Here is a 22,176-nt window from a genome sequence, read left to right on the forward strand (position 1 = left end):
GTCTCAGCGGCGCGAGCCCAAGCCGACGGAGCCCGTGCCGCCGGAGTCGGTGCCGCCGGAGCGCGCGTCGTCGGAGTCCGGTTCCTGGAAGGAGACCATCGCCGTGCCCGTCCCCTCCCGCACCCCGCGCTGGCAGTCGGGCGTCTGGCCGTCGTGGGCCGGACTGACCGACACGATCGCGGTGTGGTCGGCCAGCAGCGAGCTGTCCCGGGTGGCCACGCCCCGCACATCCCCGGTGATCTTGTGGTTCTTCGGGTCGCCGACGAGGGTCTGCTTGTCCTGGCTGCGCACGGTGGTCGTGCCGAGGACGGGACCCTGCTGGTCCGGCTCGCCGTACCAGGTGATGCGGGTCTCGCCGGTGCCCGTGCTGGGCTGGGAGCAACTGGCGGTGGCGGACAGGGTGTAGCTGATTTCGGCCGACTTCACCTCGTCCAGGGTGTGGTTGGGCGACTGGCAGTCGTCGAGCCGGCCCGAGCCCTGTCCGGTGATCTTGGTTGGCTTGTCGGTGATGGCGGGGGTGAACTCGACCGTCTGCTCACCCGAGCACACCAGGCTCGCCGACAGCGGCGCGGCCGCCGCCGGGTCGGACATCCCGTCGTAGGCGAGCACGCCGGCGGCGCCCAGCACGAGCGCGCCACCCACGGCGGCGAACACGACGGAACGCCGACCGCGGGAACGGCCGGGGGATGGATGGCGTTGCTGATCGTCAGTCATGCTTCTCGTCCTCCAATCGAGAGGTGTCGTCGGATTCCGGTGCGGGCGCCGGTGGCCGGTGCCCGGGAGGCGCACCGGTCCGGGCCTCGTCGCGGCCGGTGGTCGGTGGCGTGCCCAGCTCGGACCGGGCGAGTCCCACCCGCAGGGACACCTGCTCGGCGAGGGCGGCGACGGTGCCACCACCACTGATCACCTCCATCGGCGGGATGTCGACGCCGAACCGCTTGCGGGCGGCCACGAGCAGCTCGGCGCTCATGAGGGAGTCCATGCCGTAGGTGTCGATGCGGCGGTGGGGGTCGATCTGGTCGGGTTCGGTCTGGAGCACCTCCGCGACCAGCTCCGTGATCGCGGTGGTGATGACCTCCCTGGCCTGGTCCGGGGGCATGGTGGCGAGCTGGTGGGCGAGGGGAACGCCGCCCCCGCCGTCGTCGGCGCTCCCGGAGACCAGCAGCGAGAACCGGGGCGACCGCACGCCGGGGGCGATCGCGACGAGCCGGGCCCAGTCCAGGGTCGCGATCGTGGTGGCCACCTCGTCCTCGGCCAGGGCCGCACCGGCGAGGGCGAGCGCCTCGGCCGCGGACATGGCCTCAAGCCCGAGCGAGGCGATCTTCGGGACGAGCTCGCTCCTGGCGACGTACCCGACGTCGCCGATGGCGCCCCAGGCGATCACGTTGGCGGGCAGTCCCCGCTGCCGCCGCTGCCTGGCCAACGCCTCCAGGAACGCGTTGCCCGCGACGTAGGGGGTCTGCTGGGCGTTGCCGAGGGTGGTTGCCGCCGAGGAGTAGAGCAGGAACAGGTCGAGGTCGCGGTCGCGGGTCAGCCGGTCGAGCACCAGGGCGCCGCCGAGTTTCGGGCGCAGCACGGCCCGGACCCGCTCGTCGGTGAGATCGAGCAGGGGCGCGTCGTCCATGTGCATCGCGCAGTGGACCACCCCGCGCAGCGGGTGACCGCTCGCGTCGATCTCGGCGACGACCCGTCGCATCGCGTCGGGGTCGGTGACGTCGGCCGCGTGGGGCGTGGCGTGGACGCCGCGTTCGGCGAGCGCCCGCAGCAGGTCAGGGGCCTCGGGCGCCCGCGCCCCGCGCCGGCTGACCAGCGCCAGGTGGCGGGCGCCGTGGTCGGCGAGCCAGAGCGCGGTGGCGGCGCCGAACCCGCCGAGCCCGCCGGTGACGAGGTAGGTGCCCTCGGGGTCGCGCGGTGCTGGCGGAGGGGCGGCGTCCGCCACGACGACGGGTTCGGCTCCCCGGTCGAAGGAGACCACGACCTTGCCGACGTGCCGGGAGTGCTGCACCAGCTCGAACGCCTCGGCGATCCGCCCCGCCGGGTAGACGCGGTGCGGGAGCGGGCGGTAGACGCCGGCCCGGATCAGCTCGGCCACCTCCGCGGCGAGCTGGGCGGCCTCCGCCGGCTGGGTGATCAGCGCGGACAGGTCCACCGCGAAGAAGGCCAGGTTGTTGTGGAACGGGCGCAGCGGCAGGTTGTTGTCGGCGAGGACGTCCCGTTTGCCCAGCTCCACGAAGCGCCCGCCCGGACGCAGCAGCTCCAGGCTGGCGGCCATCGCCGGCCCGGCCAGCGAGTTGACCACCACGTCGACGCCCCGGCCCCCGGTGATCCGCCGGACCTGCTCGGCGAACTCCAGACCGCGCGAGTCCAGCACGTGCTCGACGCCCAGGGCCGTCAGCAGGGTGCGCTTGGTCGGCGTCCCGGCGGTGGCGATGACCGTCGCGCCGCGGTGGCGGGCGTACTGCAGGACGGCCAGGCCGATGCCCCCGGCGCCGCCGTGCACGAGGACCGTCTCGCCCGGGGCCAGCCGGGCCAGGCGGGCCAGGCTGTGGTGCACGGTGCTGACGACCACGGGCATCGTGGCGGCCTCGGTGAGGCTCATCGACTCCGGGACGTGGTCGAGGCTGTCGGCCGGGGCCAGGACGTGGGAGGCCAACGCGCCGGGCACCAGGCCGTACACCCGGTCTCCCACCGCCAGCCGGGTCACCCCCGGCCCGATCGCGGTCACGACGCCGGCCCCCTCCAGGCCGCTGCCGTAGTGGCCGGTGAAGTCGAACGCCTCGACGGGCAGCAACCCGGCCGCCTGCAACACGTCCCGGTAGTTCAACGCCGCCGCGCGCATCTCGACGACGACCTGGCCCTCGCCGGGCACCGGGGCGGGCCGGGCGCGCCAGACGAGCTCGTAGGACAGTCCGGGGTCGCGGATCTCCAGCGCGAACGGTCCATTGTGGACGGTGCTGCCGCCGAGCTCGGTCTCCCTCGGCACGAAGCGGCCCTGCTCGGCCAGGACGATCTCGTCCTCGTCGGTGGGGTCCAGCAGTTCCCGGACGAGACGGTCGGCGTCGTGGTCGGGGCCGCCCGCGCGGTGCAGCGCGACGCGCCGCACGGACAGGTCCGGGTACTCGCTGCCCAACGAGCGGGCCAACCCCCACACCGCGGCGTCGCCGGGCGAGGTGGCGGCCGCCGGTGCCGGCATGACGCCGCTGGGCCTGGTCACCACCCACAACGCCCACTGCGCGGTGGTTTCGCGCTGGGCGCGGACGATGCGGCGCAGCAGTGCCGCGTGATCGGTGGTGCGGTCCAGCAGCGCGGTGGGCGAGTCCTCCGGCGGTGGCGCGAGGATCAGCACGACCGCCTTGCTCTGGCCCTCTCGGTCCGCGTCGGCCGACGGCGTCCACTCGGCCACCGGGACCGTGTGGACGTCGGTGTGCCCGGCCGCGCGCAGCAGGCGGGCGGTGTGCTCGGCCAGCGGGGTTTCCTCGGCGGACTCGGTGAGCAGGACCCAGGACGTGGCCGAACTCGGCGCGTCGGCGCGCGGCTCGGATGGTGGCGTCGCCTGCTCCGGGGCCGTGGCGAGGATGGCGGAGCACTGGTCGCGGACCGGCGCGTCGGCCGCCCCGGTCTGCGCCACGTCGGTGAACCCGCACTGGTCCAGCAGCGGCGGCCACTCGTCGCGGGGCAGCATGACGGAGCGCGGACGCAGGTGCCGGTCGGTCTGGGACCAGAAGCTGTCCAGGAACCCGAAGAGCGGCGCGGCGGTCTCGGCCGAGTGGGTCTCCAGCGCCAGCAGCCGGCCGCCGGGCGCGAGCAGGGACGCGACGCGGCGCAGCGCGCGCTCCAGGTCCCTGGCGGTGTGCAGGGCGTTGGACGCCACGACCAGGTCGAACGCCCCGGGGGCGAACTCCGTCCCGTCCTGGTCCAGGTCGAAGGTGCGGTACCGCACGAAGTCGTAGCGGGCGAAGCGCTTCTGGGCCCGGGACAGGAAGTACGGCGAGATGTCGGTGTAGAGGTAGCACGTGCGGTCGGCCGGCAGCAGCGGCAGCAGCGCCGCGGTCATGCCGCCCGTGCCGGCGCCGACCTCCAGCACCCGCAGCGGCCGCTCCACCGGCCACCGGCGCACGATCTGCCGCACCAGCTCCTGCGCGACGAGGTTGTGGAAGCGGGCCAGGCATCCCACGTCGTAGAGCTGGGCGAACAGCTGCTCCTCGTCCGCCGCGGCGAACAGCTCCATCGGATCGCGCGCCCCGGTCAGCACCTCGGGCAGGCTCCACAGCACCGACAGGGCCGGCAGGGCGTCCGTGACAGCGCCGGGCGCCTCGTGGAGCAACCGTCGCGCGATCTCCGCCGGGTCCGGCGCGTTCTCGCCCAGCTCCCAGCGATCACCGTCCACCTGCTCGACCAACCCGTGGGCCGCGCAGAGCGGCAGCAGCATCCCGACGAGGTTCGTGTGCCGCTCCCGCATTCCCGCGCTGATCAGGTCGGCCATCGTGAACTCGGTGGTGGAGGGCGGCAGGACGGCGCGGACGGCGCGGGCGAAGACGCGGGCGACCACCGTCTCGGACAGTCGGGGCAGGCGGCGCAGCACGTCGGCCTGGTCGTTCCGGAGGTGGGTGATGCGCTCGTGCGCCGCGGCCAGGAGTTCCCGCGAGTCGGGCAGCGGGCTGGGAGCGGCCGGCTGGTCGAGCCGTGGTTGGGCGCGCAGCTCGGTCCGCAGCCGCCATCGGGGGGTGCCGGAGAACCAGCTCACCCGGCCCAGCCGACAGCCGGTCAGCTCGGCGGTGACCGCGCCGGCCTCGTCCAGGACGGTGATGTCCCAACACGGGTGGCCGGACACGCGGGTGCGGTCGCGGACGTGCACGAACCCGGTCTCCGTCGCGCGTCGCCACACCCGCGCCCCGCCCAACCCGACGGGCAGGTACCGGTGCCCCTGGTCCAGGGCGCTGACCAGCGGAATACCGGCCTGCAGGGCGCCGTCGAGCAGGGCCGGGTGGATCACGAAGTCGTCCGGGGGCGCGGTGTGGCGGTAGGCGGCGAGCGTCTCGCCGTCGCCGGTCCAGATCTCGGTCAGGACCTGGAAGTGGGGGCCGTAGTCGAGGCCGTAGCGGGTGGTGTCGGAGTAGAACCGCTCGCCGGTGCTCCACGGCCGCATGCCCGCGCGCAGCCGCGCGACGTCCACGCCGTCCGGCGCTTCGCCCACCCGGCGCCGCACCCGGCCCCTGGCGTGCGGGCGCGGCTGGGCGTCGTCCTCGTGGGTGCTGCTGATGATCACCGTCCCGTCGCCCGGGTCGACGCTGACCTGGGTGCGCACGGCCGCGGCGTCCGGCCAGGGGACGACCAGCGGCCGGGTGACCTCCAGCCGGCCGATCTCCACCTCGTGCCCGCAGGCGAGGCGCCCAGCGGACAGGGCCATCTCGGCGAACGCGGCGGCGGGCATGGTCACCCGCCCGGCGAGCCGGTGGTCGGCCAGCCAGGGCACCAGGACCGGCTCGACGGCGCCGTCCCAGGTCGGGTTCGGGGCGGGCATCCGCTCGCCGAGCAGGGGGTGGTCGATCCGGCCGGTGCCACTGGTGCGCACCCAGTCGTCGCCGCTGCCGGCCCAGTGCCGTTCCCGCTGCCACGGGTAGGCGGGCAGGTCCACGACGCGTCCCGGGACGGGGAAGTACCGGCCCCAGTCCACCCGCCCGCCGGCCGCGATCACCGCGGCCGCGGCCTGGGACACCGCGGCCGCGCCGTCGGTGTCGCGGCGCAGGGTGGGGACGACCGCGAACGCGCTCTCCGGGTGCGCGGCGGTGATGGCGCGCAGGTAGCCGCGCAGCACCGGGCGCGGGCCGATCTCGACCAGCACCCCGACGCCGTCGGCGATGGCCCGCTCGACGGCGGGGGCGAACAGGACCGGCGTGCGGATGTTGCGCCACCAGTGGTCGGCGTCCAGCGCACCGCCCTCGACGACGTCGCCGGTCACCGTGGAGATCAGGGGAACCGCGGTGGCGTCCGGCTCCAGCCCCGCCAACGCCGCGCGGAGCTGGTCGTGGACCGGGTCCATCGCGCGACTGTGGAAGGCGTAGTCGAGATCGAGCCTGGTGGAGTGGACCTCGCGGCGGGCCAGCTCGTCGAGGAGCTTCTCCAACTGGTGCTCCGGCCCGGCGATCGTGACGTCGCGGGGGCTGTTGACCGCGGCCAGCTCCAGCTCCGGGTAGTCGGCGAGCAGTTCGCGCGCGGCCTCCGGCGGCAGCGCGGCGGCGACCATGCGCCCGCTCCCGGCGGTGAGCCCCTGGGCGCGGCTGCGTTCGGCGATCACCCGCGCGGCCTGCTCCAGGCTCAGCGCGCCCGCCGTCCACGCCGCGGCCACCTCGCCGACGCTGTGCCCGAGCACCACCGACGGGGTGATGCCGTGCTCGCGCAGCATCGCGACCACGCCGACCTGCACCACGAACAGCAGGGGCTGCGCGATCTCGGTGGTGGCGAGATCCCGGGGCGTGCTCGCGCCGAGCCGTTCGGCCACCGACCACCCCAGGCGCTCGGCCAGGGCCGCGTCGGCCTCGCGCACCGCCGTCCGGAACACCGCGTCGCGCTCCAGCAGGTCGGCGGCCATGCCCACCCACGCCGCCCCGTTGCCGTCGAAGACGAACCCGACCTCGCGCTGCCCCGCCCGCACGCCGCGCGCGCGGGGGAGCGGCGGATGGCCGGTCTCCTTGCCGGTGAGCAGCCGGGCCGCCTCGGCCGGTGTCGAGGCCAGCACGGCCGTGCTGTGCTTCCGTCGCGTCCTGCGCAGACAACTGGTGTGGGCCAGGTCGTAGAACTCCTCCTCGCCCGCCTCCGCCAGCCGCTCGGCGAGGTCGGCCTCGGCCCTGGTCAACGCGTCCGGGGTGTGGGCCGACACCACCACCGGGACGATCTCGCGCGCCGGGTGCTCCACGGGCGCGGGCGGTGCGGCACTGGCCACGACGACGTGCGCGTTCGCCCCGCCGAAGCCGAAGGAGTTCACCCCGACCACGACCCGCTCCGACTCGGTGACCGGTCGCGGCTCGGTGGCCACCGCGAGCCCCAACCCGGCGAAGTCGATGTGCTCGTTCAGCGGTTCGGCGTGCAGCGTTGCCGGGATTCGCCGGTGCCGCACCACCAACAGCGCCTTGAGCAGGCCCGCGATCCCCGACCCTGCCTCCAGGTGCCCGATGTTGCTCTTGACCGAGCCGATCGGCAGGGCGCCCCGCGTGCGGTGGACGCCGAGCGCCGCCCCCAGCGCCGAGCACTCGATGGGGTCCCCGACCAGGGTTCCCGTGCCGTGAGCCTCCACATAGGACAGTTCGTCCGGGCGCACCCCGGCCCGCTGGTACACCGACTCCAGCAACGCCCGCTGGGCCTGACCGTTGGGCAGCGCCAACCCCCGCGTGTGCCCGTCGCTGTTGCAGCCGCTGCCGAGGATCACCGCGTGGACGCGGTCGCCGTCCGCCTCCGCGTCGGCCAGCCGTTTGAGGACGACCAGCCCGGCGCCCTCGGCGCGCACGAACCCGTCCGCCTCCGCCGAGAACGCCGCGCACCGGCCCCGGCGGGACAGCATCGACGCCTGCGAGAACCCCACGTAGGGGAACGGGCTGAGCAACACGTTGACGCCGCCGCACAACGCGACGCGACTGGTGCCCTCCACGAGCGTGCGGCACGCCTGGTGCACCGCCGTCAGCGACGAGGAGCACGCGGTGTCCACCGCCCAGCTCGGACCCCGCAGGTCCAGGCAGTGCGAGACGCGGTTGGCCACGACGGACAACGCCGCGCCGCCCATGGTGTAGGCGTCCACCCGGCGCGGGGAGAGCATCTGCAGGCCGCCGTAGGAGGCGTCCGCCACCCCGACGTGCACGGCCGTGTCCGACCCGGCCAGCGACTCCGCGGTGATCCCCGCGTCGTCCAGGGCCTCCACCGCCAGCTCCAGCAGCAATCGCTGCTGCGGGTCCATCTGCGCCGCCTCGCGCGGCGAGATCCCGAAGTAGTCGGCGTCGAACGACGCCACGTCGCTGAGGTACCCGCCCGCCGAGGTGTAACTCCTGCCGGGTCTCGGCAGCACGGGGTCCACGAACCTGACCGGGTCGAAGCGCTCCTCGGGCAGCTCGCCCACCAGGTCCCGACCCTGCGACAACGCCCGCCACAACTGGTCCAGGGAGGCAAGGTCCCCGGGCAGCCGGCACGCCGCGCCCACGACGGCGACCGCCGACCCCGTGCTGTCGCTTCCCGCGCTCACTCCCGGCCCGCCTCCCCGCCCCCACGACACCGATGGACTCTTCGAGCCTGCGAGCTGTCCGTGGCGCGGGTGGTGCCCCTGCGGGTGATTCAGGAACCCGCTCGGGCACTACGGATCGTGAGGCGACCCCCGGACGGTGGAGAGCGCTCCCTCGACCGGGGAACGGAGAGAACGCCGGCCCACCCTCACGGGCGGGTCGAGGCGCCGTGCTGGTGTTCGCGGCGGTATGGGTGACGTCCCAGATCGCGGAGTCCTGGGAGTTCCTGCGGACCACCGTGATCCGGTGACGGTGGACTGCGTGAATTAATTGGTTCCTCATGCGGAAACGGACTCGCGGAAATTTGGGTGCGACCGTGGTCCACGCCTTGGGTGCCCCTTTTTCGCCATGCGTCCAAAGGGGTCAGACACTGCTCTGGTGGCTCGGGTGGACGGAGGTCCTCCCGAGGCTGGCGCGCGCCGCCGCGAGGCGGGTTTGACGTCTACGTCAAGGTTCGGGCGATCCTGAGTGGACCCGGTGACGGTCGGCCGTCCGCGTCGAGGCGACCGTCGGCGCCTCCCGCCGGGACGGTGGACGGGGCAGATCCCATGCGCGCCGAAATCGCGCGGAAAGGACTGGACGTCGGTTGTGTGCTTGTACAACCATGGCGCGATGCGTTGAACTCCGGACGCGACACCGAGGGAGCATCGTGAGCGATAGCGCGTTAACCCCCAGCGCGTCCAATCTCCGTCGAGGCGTGCTTCCCCTTCTCGCCTACGCCGCGCTCACCGCCGCCATGGACGTCTACGCGGGGAACCGCTTCGAGAAGGTCAGCACGGCGGCCCTCGCCGCCATCTCCTTCACGGCCACCATGGTGTTCTTCCTCGCGGTCGAGTGGCGGCGGCGCGGCGCCCGACAACTCGGTGTCGGTGTGGTGTCGGCGCACCGCCGCGACCTCGTGGCCATCAACATCACCACCGCGGTGACCTGGCTGACGACCCTCTACGCCCTGAACTACCTGGAACCCGCGATCGTCAACGTCATCGGGCTCGCGCTCGGCCCGGTGATCACCGTCCTCGCGGGACCGCTGCTGCGCCGGCACAGCACCGTGATGACCACCGAAGTACTGGTCTCGGTGGGCATCTGCGTCCTGCTCGGGGCGTTGGTGTGGGGCTCGTTCACCGGGCGCAGCGGGCTCAGCGACGTGACCGCCGGCGACGCCCTGATCGGACTGGCCCTCACCGTCGTCTGCGCCGTCGGCTCGGCGTTCAACATCATCTACATGAAGCGCCTCAGCGACGCCGGGTGCGACCCCGGCTCGGTGCTGGCCACCCGGTTCCTGCTGATGAGCGCGGTGGCGTGGGTCCTGGTGGCACTGGAGGACAACGCCGACCTGTCCACCGCGCTCGTGCCGGGCCTGGTCGTGGCGGTCATCGGCGTCGGCCTCCCCGTCTACGTGCTCCAGATCGGAATCCGCCACACCGAACCGATCACCACGTCCCTGCTGGTCTCGCTGTCCCCGCTGTTCGCCTTCGCCATGCAGCTCGCCGACGGCCGACTGCGCTTCTCGCTGTTCACCCTCGGCGGCGTGGCCTGCGTGGTCGCCCTCGTCGCCGTGGGCGCCGTCGTCCGAGGCCGCCAAACCCCGTCCCCCGAACCCGCGCCCGCCGAGCCCCGTGCCACACAGCCATCAGGACCACGAGAAACACCAACCCCGCGCGCGACCAACGAGACCTGAGGCTCGTAACGCGCGCGATCCTCGAATATCAGGGTTGGCGGTCCAGGAAGCTCCGTTCGACGGTGACTGTTCCGGTCAGTCGCCATGTGCCGCGTTCGAACACCAGGTCCCCGGACACGACGATCGGCATCTTGGTCTGGTGCGCGTGGATCGCCCACTCGTAATCCGCACCGGTCAGCGGCACGTGCACTTTGCGCAGACGCCCACCCACATGCGCACTCAGCACGATGCTCGTGGCTTCCTGCTCCTCGTCGCTGGGATCTTCCCGGTTGAGCGTGCGCACCATGCCGAGCAGGGTCTCCCGGCGAGGCGGTTCCTCACGCCGCACCAACCGTTCCCGGACACGAGGCAGTCCTGCCATGGCGTCACGATCGACGACGATGCGAGAGGTTGCCACAGCGGGTCGCGGCTCGGCGGCTGCCCAGTCGAACGAGAGATCCAGCGCGCGGAGGGCTTCCGGCTGGGTCAGCTCCAGCAGAGACTCGACCAGACTGGCGCTCAGCCCCAACTGCCCGGCCTGGTCGAGGGCGCTTTCATCCCAGTTCAGCGCCAACCGCCGCGTCGACTGGAGGCCGGTCGCGAGCGTCGTCATCACCGTGCGCGGGAAGGGCACGGCTGATGTTCCGTCCTCGTGGGGTGGGGGTGCGTCACCGAGACGCGCGACGACGGTGAACACGAAGCTGCCGCGTTTGGTGTGTCCGAGACGAATCTCGTCTTCCAGGAAGTTCGTGACAGTGGCAGACCGCCGACCACGGTGTGAGTGAGAGGGGTCGTCGGCGGTCGTCGCGGCGGCCTTCATCATCCTGAACAGGGCTTCCAGGGTGTTCTCGGCCTGTCGGAACGGAATGGTGCCGTCGACCATCTCCTGGTCCAGGCGTACGAAGAACAGGTCGGCACGGTTGGCGGCGATGCGTTCGACCAGTTGCGCGGCGTCCCAGCCGTAGATCGCGGCGAGAGCTCGAAGGGCGTCGCGGAAGCGCTGGGGGAAGTCGACGTAGTCGGTGGCCAGCGGCAGCATGATCCGCCCCAGCGGTCCGTTCTCTCCGGGAAGGCGCCAGATCTCCCTGACGTCCTGGTCCCGGTTCTCCAGCTGCCAGTCATGCGTGGCGAGGTACTGGGAGACGGCGGGCGGCGACAGGGTGGACGCGAGGTCGCGGTAGCTGTCGAGCGAGATGCCGTTCACCACTGGCCTCCTTCACCGATCCTGTGCATGAGGCTCTGGAGCCCGCGGACATCGAACAGGTTAATTCTGGGTAGGCGCACTGTCCTACTGGCCTTGCCGTCCTCGATCCTGCCCAGGTTCGTCGCGTGCTCCCAGTACATCCGACTGGAGCTGGTCATGCCCTCCTCCGAGAGGTCGAGCAACTGGTGGGGGTCCTCGGGGATGAGCAACACGCCGAGAAGCGCCGGGGTGAACCGCTTGGGGTTGACCAGTTTGAGGAACCGGTCGCGTTCCAGCGACCACGCCAAGTGGTCGTCCTTGAGCAGGTGGTGCTGTGTTGTGCACTTGAGCTGTATCTCGAACTCAGGGCAGTAGTACTTCTCGTACTCGGCGGACGAGACGACCGTGATGTCGACTCCGTCGTAGTCGGTCTCGTGGCTCTTGATCGAGCAGCCAGCGGCGGCGGCGACCATGCGCACGAAGGCCAGGCTGAACTGCTCCTGCCGGGCCGTGATCGGCAGACCCCCGTCCGGGGCCTCCGCCACTGGTTCTGTTCGGAGGCTGCCGTTGCCGTTGACACCGCTCATGCGCGTCCCTCCCATCAACCCCGAGCGGGCAGCACAGTAGCGGGACCGGGGCCGGTGCCCTCGAAGTCGGAACGTGTTCACCTGATTGGTGCTGATCGGTACATGGGCCCCCGCATCGTGGCGCCCAGACGTCAGGATCACGAGAGGCGCCAACCCCGCGCGCGACCAACGAGACCTGAGGCTCGTAACGCGCGCGATCAGCTGGGCCGTTCGGTCAGAACCCGCGCCAGCAGGGAGGGCTCGACGTTTCCGCCGGAGACGACGGCGACGACCGGGCCGTGGGGGAATGAGGCGTGGTGGGCCTGGTAGGCCGCGGCGGCCACCGCACCCGACGGTTCGGCCACCAGGCGGGCTTGTGTGGCCAGGACGCGCATCGCGGCGAGGATCTCGTCCTCGCGGACCTGGACGATGTCGTCCACGAGCTGCCGCACGTGGGCCCAGGTCAACTCGCCCAAGCTGGGCGCCCGCAGGCCGTCGGCCACCGTGCGGGCGGTGCGCTCCGGCGACCAGCGCACCAGGTGGCCGGTCCGCAGGCTCTCCGCCGCGTCCGCGGCGTCCGCCGGCTCGACGCCGATGATGCGGACTTCGGGCAGCAGCGCACGCAGCGCCACCGCGATCCCGGAGATCAGGCCGGCCCCCGAGACGGGCACCAGCACGGTGGCGACCTCGGGCAGGTCCTCGGCGATCTCCAGGCCGACCGTGCCCTGCCCGGCGATGACGGCCGGTGACTCGAACGGCGGCACGAGCACGAACCCGTGTCGCGCCCGCAGTTCCTCGGCCACCCGCTCCCGGTCCCCGGGCGGGACAACCACCACCTGCGCGCTGAGCTCCCGGATGGCCGCGATCTTCACCGGCGGCGTGTTGTCGGGAACGACGACGGTCGCGGGCAGACCAGCGGCCCGGGCGGCGTGGGCGAGGGCGCGGCCGTGGTTGCCGGACGAGTGCGTCACCACACCGGTCGTGCCCGGGCTCAGGTTGAGGATCGCGTTGGTCGCGCCCCGGAGCTTGAACGCCCCACTGGGCTGGAGATTCTCCGCTTTCAGCCACAAGGGGTGGCCGGGGGCCGACCACCCGGCAGGGAGGAGCGGGGTCCGGACGACGTGCGGCCGGATTCGGCGTGCCGCCGCTCGGACGTCGTCCATCGTCAGGAGCGCGGGGGAGTGCTCCGAGCCGGTCTGCTCCGTCATCGCGTTCTCCTGTGGGATCAGGGGACAGGAAGAGATCGCTCGACAACAACTCCACGTATACCAGGCAGACGATCACCGATCGCCGGTCCGAGCCCAGCTCTTCTGGTCCATTGTGGACATATCGGGTGTCGTACATGTTCCCATTTCGCGGCGCGGCGGGCGGAGAAGGAGTCCTTATCCTGTTCGTCAGCCGGGCAGATGTCCTGTCATCATGGCCCCGGGGCGGCGTTCGTCTCACTGCCGAGTTTTGTGTTCAGGAGAAGCGGTGAAGCTGGCCATCACGATCCACCGGGCTCGTCTCGGGTCCGTGGAGTTCAAGGTGATTCGGCCGGCGCGGCCCCTCGGTCGGGCCGTGCTCGTGGACTACGACCGGTACCTGAACGCCTACGTCGACCAGGATGCCGCGCTGCGCGTCGGGGGACTGTGGGAGCTCGCGGCCTCCTCGCCGCGCGCTCTGATCCACCTGCCTCTGCGGGCGAATCCGGGTCCGTCCGGTGTCGTCCTCGGTGAGGGTTCGCGTCAGTTGGACCTCGTGCTGCTGCACCACTCGTTGCAGTTCTCGCCCTCGGACTGGAAGGGGCTGCGCCAACGGCTGGGGCCGGGGCGTTCACGGACGGCGACGCTGCCCAGCGCGGGCCGGGCTGCCGGTTCCGTGATCGGCTTCGCCGAACGGCACTACCGCGAGAACCGGGACCTGTTCCACCAACACCTCCACGCGGAGACCCTGTTCATGACCGGGAGTGCGAAGGTGTTCCGGGAGACCGCACGCCTCTTCTTCGACGTCGCTCGCAACGGCCCGGGGCACGTCGGCGTCCACCCGAACCGCTCCCATTACTGCGCTGAGTTCCACTCCAACGACGGTGTTCTGGGCAACGCCCGTGAGATCCACGTCGAGTACCGCGACCAGTGGGCCTCGTGACCGTCGCCGTGCGTTTGGTGTGAGTGTCCACAATGGACAAGCTGGTGGTGGCTACTCGCGCACGACGCTGGCGATGACGGTGGTCACCATTTTGTGGAGGGTGCGGGTGTCCGGCGTGGCGCTCCGGTCGGCGAACAGCAGGTGGGCGGTGCCGATCAGCGTGGGCGCGAGCAGGTCGACCTCGGCGTCCGCCGCGATGCGGCCCAGGTCGCGTTCCGCCGCGAGGTAGGACGCGATGATGTCCACGGCCTCCGTCAGGACCGGGATGCCGACCGGCCAGTCCTGGCGGAGTCGGGCGCGCAGCTCGTCCCGGAAGGTGACGAGGGGGACGACCGCCACCGCGACCGACCCGAACAGGGCCGTCAGCGCGTTGGTGAGGTTGCCGGCGACGTCGCCTGTTCCGGCGGACTGGCGCAGGGCGGCGGCCTGGGGGGCGAGCTGGTTGACGCGGTCGAGCACGAACTCGGCCAGGAAGGCGTCGAAGTCGGCGAAGTGCCGGTGCAGGACTCCCTTGGCGCAGCCCGCCTCGGTGGTGACCGCTCGGCTGGTCAGTCCGGTCAGCCCCTCCCGCAGCAGGACGCGTTCGGCGGCGTCGAACAGCTGTGTGCGCACGTCACGCAGGTGCACGCCGGTCGGCATCGCGTCTCCTTCCGTCTCGGCCCGTTGACGAGTGGGCGAGTGCCCACCATAGTGGGCGCATGCCCACTTCGCGCCAGGAGCCCTTGGGTCCTCCCGATCCCGAGCCGCACCGACAGCGGGAGATGGCCGAGTCGTTCGGTGTCGACGCCGAGCGCTACGACCGTGCCCGACCTCGCTATCCCGACGCGCTGGTGGACCGGATCGTCGCCGCCAGCCCCGGACCCGACGTCCTCGACGTGGGCTGCGGGACCGGGATCGCGGCCCGGCAGTTCCGGGCGGCCGGCTGTCACGTGCTCGGCGTCGAGCCCGACGCGCGGATGGCGGACTTCGCGCGGCGGACCGGAATCGCCGTGGAGGTGGCGACGTTCGAGGCGTGGGACCCCGCCGGCCGGACGTTCGACGCGGTCGTCGCCGGACAGGCGTGGCACTGGGTGGACCCGGTCGCCGGCGCGGCCAAGGCGGCCCAGGTGCTGCGACCCGGTGGTCGGCTGGCGTTGTTCTGGCACGAGTTCGAGCCCCCGTCCGAGGTGGTGCACGCCTTCCTGGCGGCCTACCAGCGGGTGACGAACAGTCCGGAGTGGACACCGCGGCGGACGAAGGAGAGATACGAGACGATGCTCTCCAGGGTCACCGACGGCGTGCGGGACGCGCGCGGGTTCGACGCGCCGGAGCAGTGGCGGTTCGACTGGGAGCGGACCTACACCCGGGACGAGTGGTTGGACCAGATCCCCACTTCCGGCCTGCTCACCCTGCTCCCGGCGGAGCAGCTGGCGGAGGTGCTGGACAGCGTCGGAGCTGCCGTCGACGCGATGGGCGGCAGCTTCACAGCGCACTTCAAGACCATGGCGCTCACCGCCGGACGAACGAACGCCACCTGAGGCGTCTCGGCGCCGCCACCGCGCGAACGACAGAGCCTTGCTCTGTCCACTGTGGATTCGCCACCGCGACGAGCGTTCCGTCCCCACGCCGCCAGGGAATCCTCAGGCGCGCAGGCTTTCGAAGGCGGAGCGGGCGGCGGCGCCGATCGCGAGATCGATGTCGTGGGCGGTGCTGGCCCGCCGGTGGGAGCGGGTCAGCACCGCGATCGCCACGCGGTCACCGGAGTCGGCCGTCACCACGCCGATCTCGTGCCGCAGGTAGAGGAACGAGCCGGTCTTGCCGCTGACCCGCACCGAGTCGGAGCGCAGGTCGCTGGAAAGGCGTTGGTAGAAGACCTGGAACCCCATCACGCGGCGGAGTTCGGCGGTCGCCTCCGGTCGGGAGATCCGGTCCAGCCAGATCCGCTGGAGCAACTCGACGAGAGCCGTCGCGCTGCCGACGTTCGCGTAGGCGGGGTTGAGCGTCTCGATGGAGTGCTGGCCGGCGACGTCGTCCCGGATCGCCAACTCCAGGGCAAGCCCGAAGTCGTTGCCGGCCACCCCGGCCGCGCAGTCGTACATGCGCTGCATCCGGTGGCGGATGCGGATTCCCGCGCATCCCCACTCCCGCAGGCGCTCGTCGACCTGGTCCACGCCCACCAGGTCGAACAACGCGTCGGCGCTGGCGTTGTCGCTGACGGTCAACGTCGGGTGGACCAGGTCGCCGACGGCCGCGGTCACGGGGTGGCGGAAGGCGGCCAGGCCGGTCGGGCCGACGCTCTTCGTCGCGGGGTCGATCGTCACCGGCGTCGCGGGGTCCAGCGTTCCGCTCGCGATCTGGTCCAGCACCACCAGGGCGAGCGGAACCTTGGCCACGGACGCCAGGGGCACGGGGGTGTCGACGTCGAACCCGAGCTCCTCGCCGGTGTCGATGTTGCGCGCCAGCAGGTGGCCGACGGCGCCGACCTCCTGCCACTCCTCGAAGATCGACTCGGCGACGGAGAGGAGATCGGCCGTGCTGGCGAGGAACTCCGGACGGCGCGGCCTCATCCGCGTGCCGCCATGCCGGAGCGGGCGTCCGGCGCGAAGACGCCACTGTCCACAGTGGTCTTCTCGGTGGCGGCGCCGATCGCCTCGGCGAGTAGCGGTTCCAACCAGTCCAGTGCGGGGGTTTCGCGCTGACCCACGCGGCGGGTGGCGGTCGCCAGCTCGTATCCGCGGTGGAGCGTCACGTCCGCCAGCGGCGACCACGCCAGGCCGTGGCGGCGCGCGAACGGCTCGGCGCACAGCAACACGGCGTGGCCCGCGAGCGTTTCGGCCACGGCGGTGGCGTTCGAGGTGACGGCGCGGACCCGCCCCTCGGGCAGGCCGGCGCGCGCGACGGCCTTGCGGAACCGCTCCGTGGCGAAGCCGATCTCGTCCTCGGCGGTCACCAGGATGGACGGCGGTGATCCGCTGTCCGTCCCCCGCCGTGGTCGCAGGCTCTCCAGGTGCACCAGCCGTTGGCGGGACGAGACGGTCACGGCGACGGCGGAGGCCAGGCCGAGTGGGACCCGGTGGGACGCCGTCTCGGGCGCCACCCGGAGCAGGGCGAACATCAGCGAGCCGTCCGCCATGCCGCTCGCGCGTTCCTCGGCGGACAGCTCCTGCACGCCGATCGTCACGCCCCGGTCGGCGCCGGCCCGGATGACGCGGGCCAGGGCCGCCGGATCGCAGTCCGGCGGCACGCCCAGGACGCGCGTCGCCGACGCGAGCGCCGTCCTGGCCGTCTGCCGCAGGTGGTCGACGCGGCCCAGCACGTCCCTGGCGTGCGGGAGCAGCAGGACGCCGAGGTCCGTGCTGGTGACCTGGCGCCGGGAGCGGTCGAACAGCTCGCCGCCGAGGTGCTGCTCCAGGTTCCTGATCCGCCGGCTGAGCACCGGCTGCGCGATGTACAGCCGGTCGGCGGCCCGGGAGAAGCTGCCTTCCTCCGCGACGGCGACGTACGCCTCCAGGTGCGCGAGCAGGTCCACGCCGCATGTATACCAAAAAGGTATAGGTCGTTCAAAGATAGCTCTTGGACATGGAGCGGAACGCGCTGATTAGCTCGGCTCGTCCATCCGGACGTGATCAAGAACCCCCGAACGGAGTGCCGAATGGCGCGTGACACCTCCCTTTCCCGTCGTTCCGCGCTGCGCGTCGGACTCGCCGCCTCGGCGGCCGGCGTGCTCGCCACCGGGTTCCTCGCCACGGGCTCCGCCTCGGCGTCGGGCCACCGCCGGCCGGCCGTGCACGACGAGCTCCGGGAGCTGGAGCGCCAGCACGGCGCCCGGCTCGGCGTCCACGCGACCAACACCCGCACCGGCGCCACCGTGGCCTACCGGGCGGGGGAGCGGTTCCCGATGTGCTCGACGTTCAAAACCCTCGCGGCCGCGGCGATCCTGCGCGATCTGGACCGCGACGGCGAATTCCTCGACCGACTGATCCGCTACACCGAAGCGGACATCGTGGAGAACTCGGTCATCACCGCGAAGCGCGTCGCCACGGGAATGCGGATCCGCGAACTGTGCTGGGCCGCGATCTGCCACAGCGACAACACCGCCGGCAACCTGCTGCTCCGCCAGATCGGCGGCCCCGCCGGCGTCACCAGGTTCTGCCGCTCGCTCGGCGACCCCCACACCCGCCTCGACCGGTACGAGGCCGAGCTGAACACCGCCATCCCCGGCGACCCGCGCGACACCACGACCCCCGCCGCGATCGGGCGCGACTACCGCCACCTGGTCCTCGGCGACGCGCTCAACTGCCAGGACCGCGAGCAGCTCACCGCGTGGCTGAAGGCGAACACCACGAGCAGCAAGCGGTTCCGCGCGGCGTTGCCGCCGAGCTGGGAACTCGGGGACAAGACGGGCTCGGGCCGCTACGGCACGGTCAACGACGTGGGCGTGACGTGGACGCCCGACGGCACGCCGATCGTCCTGGCCGTGTTGACGACCAAACACGAGGAGAACGCGACGCCGGACAACGAACTGATCGTCGACACCGCCCGGTTGCTCGCCCGCACCCTCGCACCCGGCCAGTGATCCGGGCTTTCGGGTATTGATGGTAACGATCATCCAGCGACACGCGCTGTCCTGGCGCGAACACCTCCGAGAGGAAGAACCGTGACGCTCACGCGACGGCACCTCACCCGACGCTCCCTGCTGGGCGCGGCGGCGCTGCTCCCGCTGGTCGCGGCCACCAGCGAGGCGGCCGCGCCCACGTCCTCCGCCACTCCGGAGAACACCCGCCACGACCGGCTGGTCGAGTTGGAGCGGCAGTACGAGGCGCGCCTGGGGGTGTACGCCGTCCACACCGGAACCTGCGCCACCGTCGCCCACCGCGCCGACGAGCGCTTCGCGTTCTGCTCGACGTTCAAGGGACTGGCGGCGGCGGCGGTCCTGCACCGCAACCCGATGTCCCATCTGGACACTCTGGTCAAGTACACCGAAGCCGACCTCATGAAGAGCTCCCGCATCACCAGGCAGCACGTGGACACCGGGATGACGATCCGCGAGCTGTGCGACGCGGCGATCCGCTTCAGCGACGGCACAGCCGGCAACCTCCTGCTGCGCGACCTCGGCGGGCCGAACCGGCTGACCGCCTACGTGCGCGGCCTCGGCGACCGGGTCACCCGGATGGACCGGATCGAGCCGTTCATCACGGAAGCCACACCGGGCGACCCCCGCGACACGTCGTCTCCCCGGGCGCTGGGCACCACCTACCGCAAGATCGTGGTGGGCAACGCTCTTCCGTCGGAGAAGCGGGCCTTCATCCGCGATCTGATGGAGCGCAACGTCACCGGCGGGGATCGCATCCGGGCTGGCGTGGAAAAGGGGTGGGTCGTGGCTGACAAGACCGGAACCGGGGACTACGGCACGCTCAACGACATCGGGCTGGTGTGGCCGCCGAACTCCGCGCCGCTGCTCATCTCGATCATGTCCAGCAAGGCCACCAAGGACGCCGAGTACAAGCAGGCCCTTCTGGCGGACGCCACCAGGTACGCGGTGGAAACCCTCACCTGACCGAATCACCACACTCTGTGCGGGCGCGTTTCCCGTGCGTTGCCAGTGAAACGAGACGCGCGATCGCGCGGAACTGGGGTTAGTTGTGTCCAATGTCACCGGTGGTGGGGAGGCTGAACCGTCGGAGGGTAGCTTCGACGCGGTGCCCACCACGCCCGACGTCGAAGACGACACGCCACCTCCCAGAGAAAAGAGCTCCTGGCGCAGGCGCGTGGTCATCGGCGCGCTGCTGGCGCTCGTGCTCGGCGAGGCTGTCGTCGGCGCGCTGGGCGTGACCGGCCGGGCGGCGTACGCCTTCGACCGGGTCGCCGGCCAGCCGGCCGCGATCCTTGACGAGATTCCGGGTCCGGAGACCGGTCCCGCCTGCCCCGTCGACAAGCGGTACGTCGACGAGCAGCCGGAATCCCTGCGCCCCGACGTGCTGGCGGCCTGGAACCGGCTGCGGGCCAGGGCGGGGGAGCAGGGCATCCAGTTGTGCCTCAACGACGGCAAGCGGAGCGTGGGCCAGCAGGAGCGGGAGTTCTCCGACGCCGTGCGGCGCTTCGGCACCCGGGAGCTGGCGGCCAAGTACGTTCTGCCGCCGGAGAAGTCCATGCACGTCAAGGGAATCGCGGTCGACATCCAGCCACTCCGGGCGGCCGGCTGGGTGGAGCGCAACGGACCCGCGCTGGGGTGGTGCCGCCGCTACCAGAACGAGGAATGGCACTTCGAGTACGACCCGAGCTACGCATCGGCGGGCTGCCCGCCGATGCTGCCGAGTGCCACCGGGAGCTGAGCCCCACCGCGCCGGGCCGGTAGCGTTCGCTGCCGGCCCGGTCTCGGGTGTCAGCGGGCTCCGATGTGTTCGCGCCCTTGTCGGGGTTCCCGCAGGGGCTCTTCGGCCTCGCGGGTCAGAAAGGGGGCGGCGGGCATGGATGTGATCCTGGTTCCCGGTCTGTGGTTGGACGGTTCCTCCTGGGCGGAGGTCCTTCCCGTGCTGGCGGCCGCGGGGCACCGCACGCGTCCGGTGACGTTGCCCGGCATGGCGTCGAGGGACGCGGATCGCTCGCGGATCACCTTGCGCGACCACGTCGAGGCGGTGGTGCGGGAGATCGACGCCGTCGATCCGCGAGAGAAGGTCGTTCTGGTGGGGCACTCCGCCGGGTGCGGCATCTGCCACGCCGCCGTGGACGCCCGGCCTGACCGCGTGACCCGCGCCGTCCACATCGGAGGCTTCCCGTCCGGCGACGGTGGCGCCGTGGCCGACAGTTTTCCCGAGGAGAACGGCGAGATTCCTTTGCCGGACTGGTCGGTTTTCGGCGACGAGGACCTGGCCGGTCTGGACGAGGACCTCCGCGCGAGCTTCCGCGAGCGGTCCATCCCCTCACCAGCGCGGATCACTCGGGACGTACAGCGGCTCCGCGACCCACGCCGGTACGACGTCCCGGTCACGGCCATCGCCACGGAGTACTCCACCGCCATGCTGCGTGACTGGATCGCGCGGAACGTGGAGTCGGTGCGGGAGTTCACGAGGATCCGCCACGTCGAGTACGTCGACCTGCCCACCGGGCACTGGCCGCAGTTCACCCGACCCCACGACCTCGCGCACGCGATCCTCGCCGCCATCGGCAAACCATGACGGTGCAAGGCCCCGCGCGGGGTCTCACTTGTCCAGGCGCACGGTGACGGTGACGCGGCCACGGGGATCGCGGCGCGCGACCGCATGTCCAGCGCGGTCCTCGCCGTCCAGGTTCAGCGAGATGGGGCCGCCCTCGCCCAGGAAGTTGCGCCACCACGTCTTGGAGTCGGGAAACTGCACACCGATCGTCACGACGTCGGCCGCGCGGCGGTAGGCGACGGGCGTGCTGAACGTCCGTCCCGAGCGCCGTCCCGTGTAGGTGACGACGGTGAACCGCCTGCTCACCAGTCCTCCCCACCGGGGCGAGGACCGCAGCGCGACCACGCACGCGTTGACCCGACCCACGGCTCGATGCTGGAACCACTTCCTGGCGCGCACAACACCCTCCATCGGAACGAACCCGGAAACCTCGGACGCAGAACCGCGTCACTTTGTTCGGCGGCGGGGGAAAACCCTCCGCTGTGATCGTCACGCTAGCGCCGCCGGGGGAGTGCGTCATCCGCGTGACCTAAAGTGAGAGACATGGGCGCCAGGTCCTCTCGGATGCGGGCCGCCTCGGCCGACTCCGGCGAGGTGCCGGGGCTGCGGGCCGACGCGGCGCACAACCGCAACCGCATCGTCGAGGTCGCCCGCACCCTGTTCGCCGAACGGGGGATCGACGTGCCGATGGCCACGATTGCCCGGCACGCGCGCGTCGGCGTCGCGACGCTCTACCGTCGGTTCCCCACCAGGGAATCACTGATCACCGAGGCGTTCGCGGACCAGTTCGCCGCTTGTTTGTCCGTTGTGGACGAAGCGCTGGCCGACCCGGACCCGTGGCGCGGGTTCTGCTCCGTCATCGAGAAGATCTGCGCGGTGCAGACCGTCGACCGGTGCTTCGTCCCCGCGTTCGTCACGGCGTTCCCCGACGCGGTCGACATCGAGCGGGGACGGGAGCGCGCCATGTGGGGGTTCGCCGAGCTGACCAGGCGGGCCAAGCAGAGCGGGCACCTGCGCGCCGACTTCGCGACCGACGACCTCACGTTGTTGCTCATGGCCACCAGGGGCATCACCGCCGACTCCCCGGAGAGAACCCTCGCCGCGTCGCGACGGCTCGTCGCGTACCTGCTCAACTCCGTGCGGGCGGACCACGCCGATCCGAACGAGCCCCTCCCGCCGTCGGTTCCGCTCAGCGTGCACGACCTTCTCCGCTCCCCACGCTGACCGCCGGCTCGCGCTGAGCGGC

Annotated in this window: 17 protein-coding genes; 8 read left to right on the forward strand and 9 right to left on the reverse strand. The window is 71.8% G+C overall.

What is annotated here, in order from left to right:
• Positions 1–3 precede the first annotated feature (3 nt).
• Entirely contained in the window at positions 4–714 is a 711-nt protein-coding gene (locus tag BUE43_RS13090) for a hypothetical protein (protein ID WP_143174144.1), read from the reverse strand.
• A complete protein-coding gene (locus tag BUE43_RS13095; protein ID WP_073482852.1) occupies positions 707–8,227 on the reverse strand; it encodes a type I polyketide synthase in 7,521 nt (2,506 codons plus the stop codon). The genes BUE43_RS13090 and BUE43_RS13095 overlap by 8 nt, the downstream gene beginning before the upstream one ends.
• 734 nt (positions 8,228–8,961) lie before the next feature.
• On the opposite strand from BUE43_RS13095, the gene BUE43_RS13100 reads away from it, so the two are divergent.
• A complete protein-coding gene (locus tag BUE43_RS13100; protein WP_234995704.1) occupies positions 8,962–9,942 on the forward strand; it encodes a DMT family transporter in 981 nt (326 codons plus the stop codon).
• A 28-nt stretch (positions 9,943–9,970) separates the two neighbouring features.
• On the opposite strand, the gene BUE43_RS13105 is transcribed toward BUE43_RS13100, so the two are convergent.
• The 3 genes from BUE43_RS13105 to BUE43_RS13115 all read right to left on the reverse strand — a co-directional run bounded on the left by BUE43_RS13105 (position 9,971) and on the right by BUE43_RS13115 (position 12,878).
• On the reverse strand, positions 9,971–11,125 hold the full coding sequence (locus BUE43_RS13105) for a hypothetical protein (RefSeq protein ID WP_073483785.1): 1,155 nt from the start codon (positions 11,123–11,125) through the stop codon (positions 9,971–9,973).
• Entirely contained in the window at positions 11,122–11,691 is a 570-nt protein-coding gene (locus BUE43_RS13110) for a DUF4365 domain-containing protein (protein ID WP_073482854.1), read from the reverse strand. The genes BUE43_RS13105 and BUE43_RS13110 overlap by 4 nt, the downstream gene beginning before the upstream one ends.
• A gap of 197 nt (positions 11,692–11,888) precedes the next feature.
• On the reverse strand, positions 11,889–12,878 hold the full coding sequence (locus BUE43_RS13115; RefSeq protein WP_073482856.1) for a threonine ammonia-lyase: 990 nt from the start codon (positions 12,876–12,878) through the stop codon (positions 11,889–11,891).
• Between the two features lie 265 nt (positions 12,879–13,143).
• Between BUE43_RS13115 and BUE43_RS13120 the strand changes: the two genes are divergently transcribed.
• On the forward strand, positions 13,144–13,797 hold the full coding sequence (locus tag BUE43_RS13120) for a hypothetical protein (RefSeq protein ID WP_073482858.1): 654 nt from the start codon (positions 13,144–13,146) through the stop codon (positions 13,795–13,797).
• 51 nt (positions 13,798–13,848) lie between these two features.
• Here the strand turns inward: BUE43_RS13120 and BUE43_RS13125 are convergent, their stop codons facing one another.
• Positions 13,849–14,436 (reverse strand): TetR/AcrR family transcriptional regulator, encoded by a 588-nt coding sequence (locus BUE43_RS13125; protein WP_073482861.1) that lies wholly within the window; start codon positions 14,434–14,436, stop codon positions 13,849–13,851.
• A gap of 122 nt (positions 14,437–14,558) precedes the next feature.
• Here BUE43_RS13125 and BUE43_RS13130 point away from each other — a divergent pair, with 122 nt between their 5' ends.
• Positions 14,559–15,314, forward strand: a complete 756-nt coding sequence (locus tag BUE43_RS13130; protein WP_200797530.1) for a class I SAM-dependent methyltransferase — start codon at positions 14,559–14,561, stop codon at positions 15,312–15,314.
• A 102-nt stretch (positions 15,315–15,416) separates the two neighbouring features.
• Here the strand turns inward: BUE43_RS13130 and BUE43_RS13135 are convergent, their stop codons facing one another.
• Both BUE43_RS13135 and BUE43_RS13140 read right to left on the reverse strand, forming a co-directional pair.
• A complete protein-coding gene (locus tag BUE43_RS13135) occupies positions 15,417–16,343 on the reverse strand; it encodes a serine hydrolase (RefSeq protein WP_073482865.1) in 927 nt (308 codons plus the stop codon).
• A complete protein-coding gene (locus BUE43_RS13140; protein WP_073482867.1) occupies positions 16,340–17,305 on the reverse strand; it encodes a LysR family transcriptional regulator in 966 nt (321 codons plus the stop codon). Before BUE43_RS13140 ends, BUE43_RS13135 begins: the two co-directional genes overlap by 4 nt.
• A 123-nt stretch (positions 17,306–17,428) precedes the next feature.
• Here BUE43_RS13140 and bla (BUE43_RS13145) point away from each other — a divergent pair, with 123 nt between their 5' ends.
• The 4 genes from bla (BUE43_RS13145) to BUE43_RS13160 all read left to right on the forward strand — a co-directional run bounded on the left by bla (BUE43_RS13145) (position 17,429) and on the right by BUE43_RS13160 (position 20,951).
• Positions 17,429–18,352 (forward strand): class A beta-lactamase, encoded by a 924-nt coding sequence (gene bla, locus BUE43_RS13145; protein ID WP_073482869.1) that lies wholly within the window; start codon positions 17,429–17,431, stop codon positions 18,350–18,352.
• 81 nt (positions 18,353–18,433) lie between these two features.
• Positions 18,434–19,333 carry a class A beta-lactamase gene (gene bla / locus BUE43_RS13150; RefSeq protein ID WP_073482871.1) on the forward strand — a complete coding sequence of 300 codons (900 nt, stop codon included), beginning with the start codon at positions 18,434–18,436 and terminating at the stop codon, positions 19,331–19,333.
• A 142-nt stretch (positions 19,334–19,475) separates the two neighbouring features.
• On the forward strand, positions 19,476–20,108 hold the full coding sequence (locus BUE43_RS13155; protein WP_083959643.1) for a D-alanyl-D-alanine carboxypeptidase family protein: 633 nt from the start codon (positions 19,476–19,478) through the stop codon (positions 20,106–20,108).
• 135 nt (positions 20,109–20,243) lie between these two features.
• Positions 20,244–20,951: an alpha/beta fold hydrolase gene (locus BUE43_RS13160; protein ID WP_073482875.1), complete on the forward strand. Its 708-nt coding sequence runs from the start codon at positions 20,244–20,246 to the stop codon at positions 20,949–20,951.
• A gap of 24 nt (positions 20,952–20,975) precedes the next feature.
• On the opposite strand, the gene BUE43_RS13165 is transcribed toward BUE43_RS13160, so the two are convergent.
• Positions 20,976–21,341, reverse strand: a complete 366-nt coding sequence (locus BUE43_RS13165) for a hypothetical protein (protein ID WP_073482877.1) — start codon at positions 21,339–21,341, stop codon at positions 20,976–20,978.
• 132 nt (positions 21,342–21,473) lie between these two features.
• Here BUE43_RS13165 and BUE43_RS13170 point away from each other — a divergent pair, with 132 nt between their 5' ends.
• Positions 21,474–22,154, forward strand: coding sequence for a TetR/AcrR family transcriptional regulator (locus BUE43_RS13170; RefSeq protein ID WP_073482879.1), 681 nt, complete (start codon positions 21,474–21,476; stop codon positions 22,152–22,154).
• Positions 22,155–22,176 lie beyond the last annotated feature (22 nt).

It is taken from the genome of Streptoalloteichus hindustanus (assembly GCF_900129375.1).
GTDB classification, from domain to species: domain Bacteria; phylum Actinomycetota; class Actinomycetes; order Mycobacteriales; family Pseudonocardiaceae; genus Streptoalloteichus; species Streptoalloteichus hindustanus.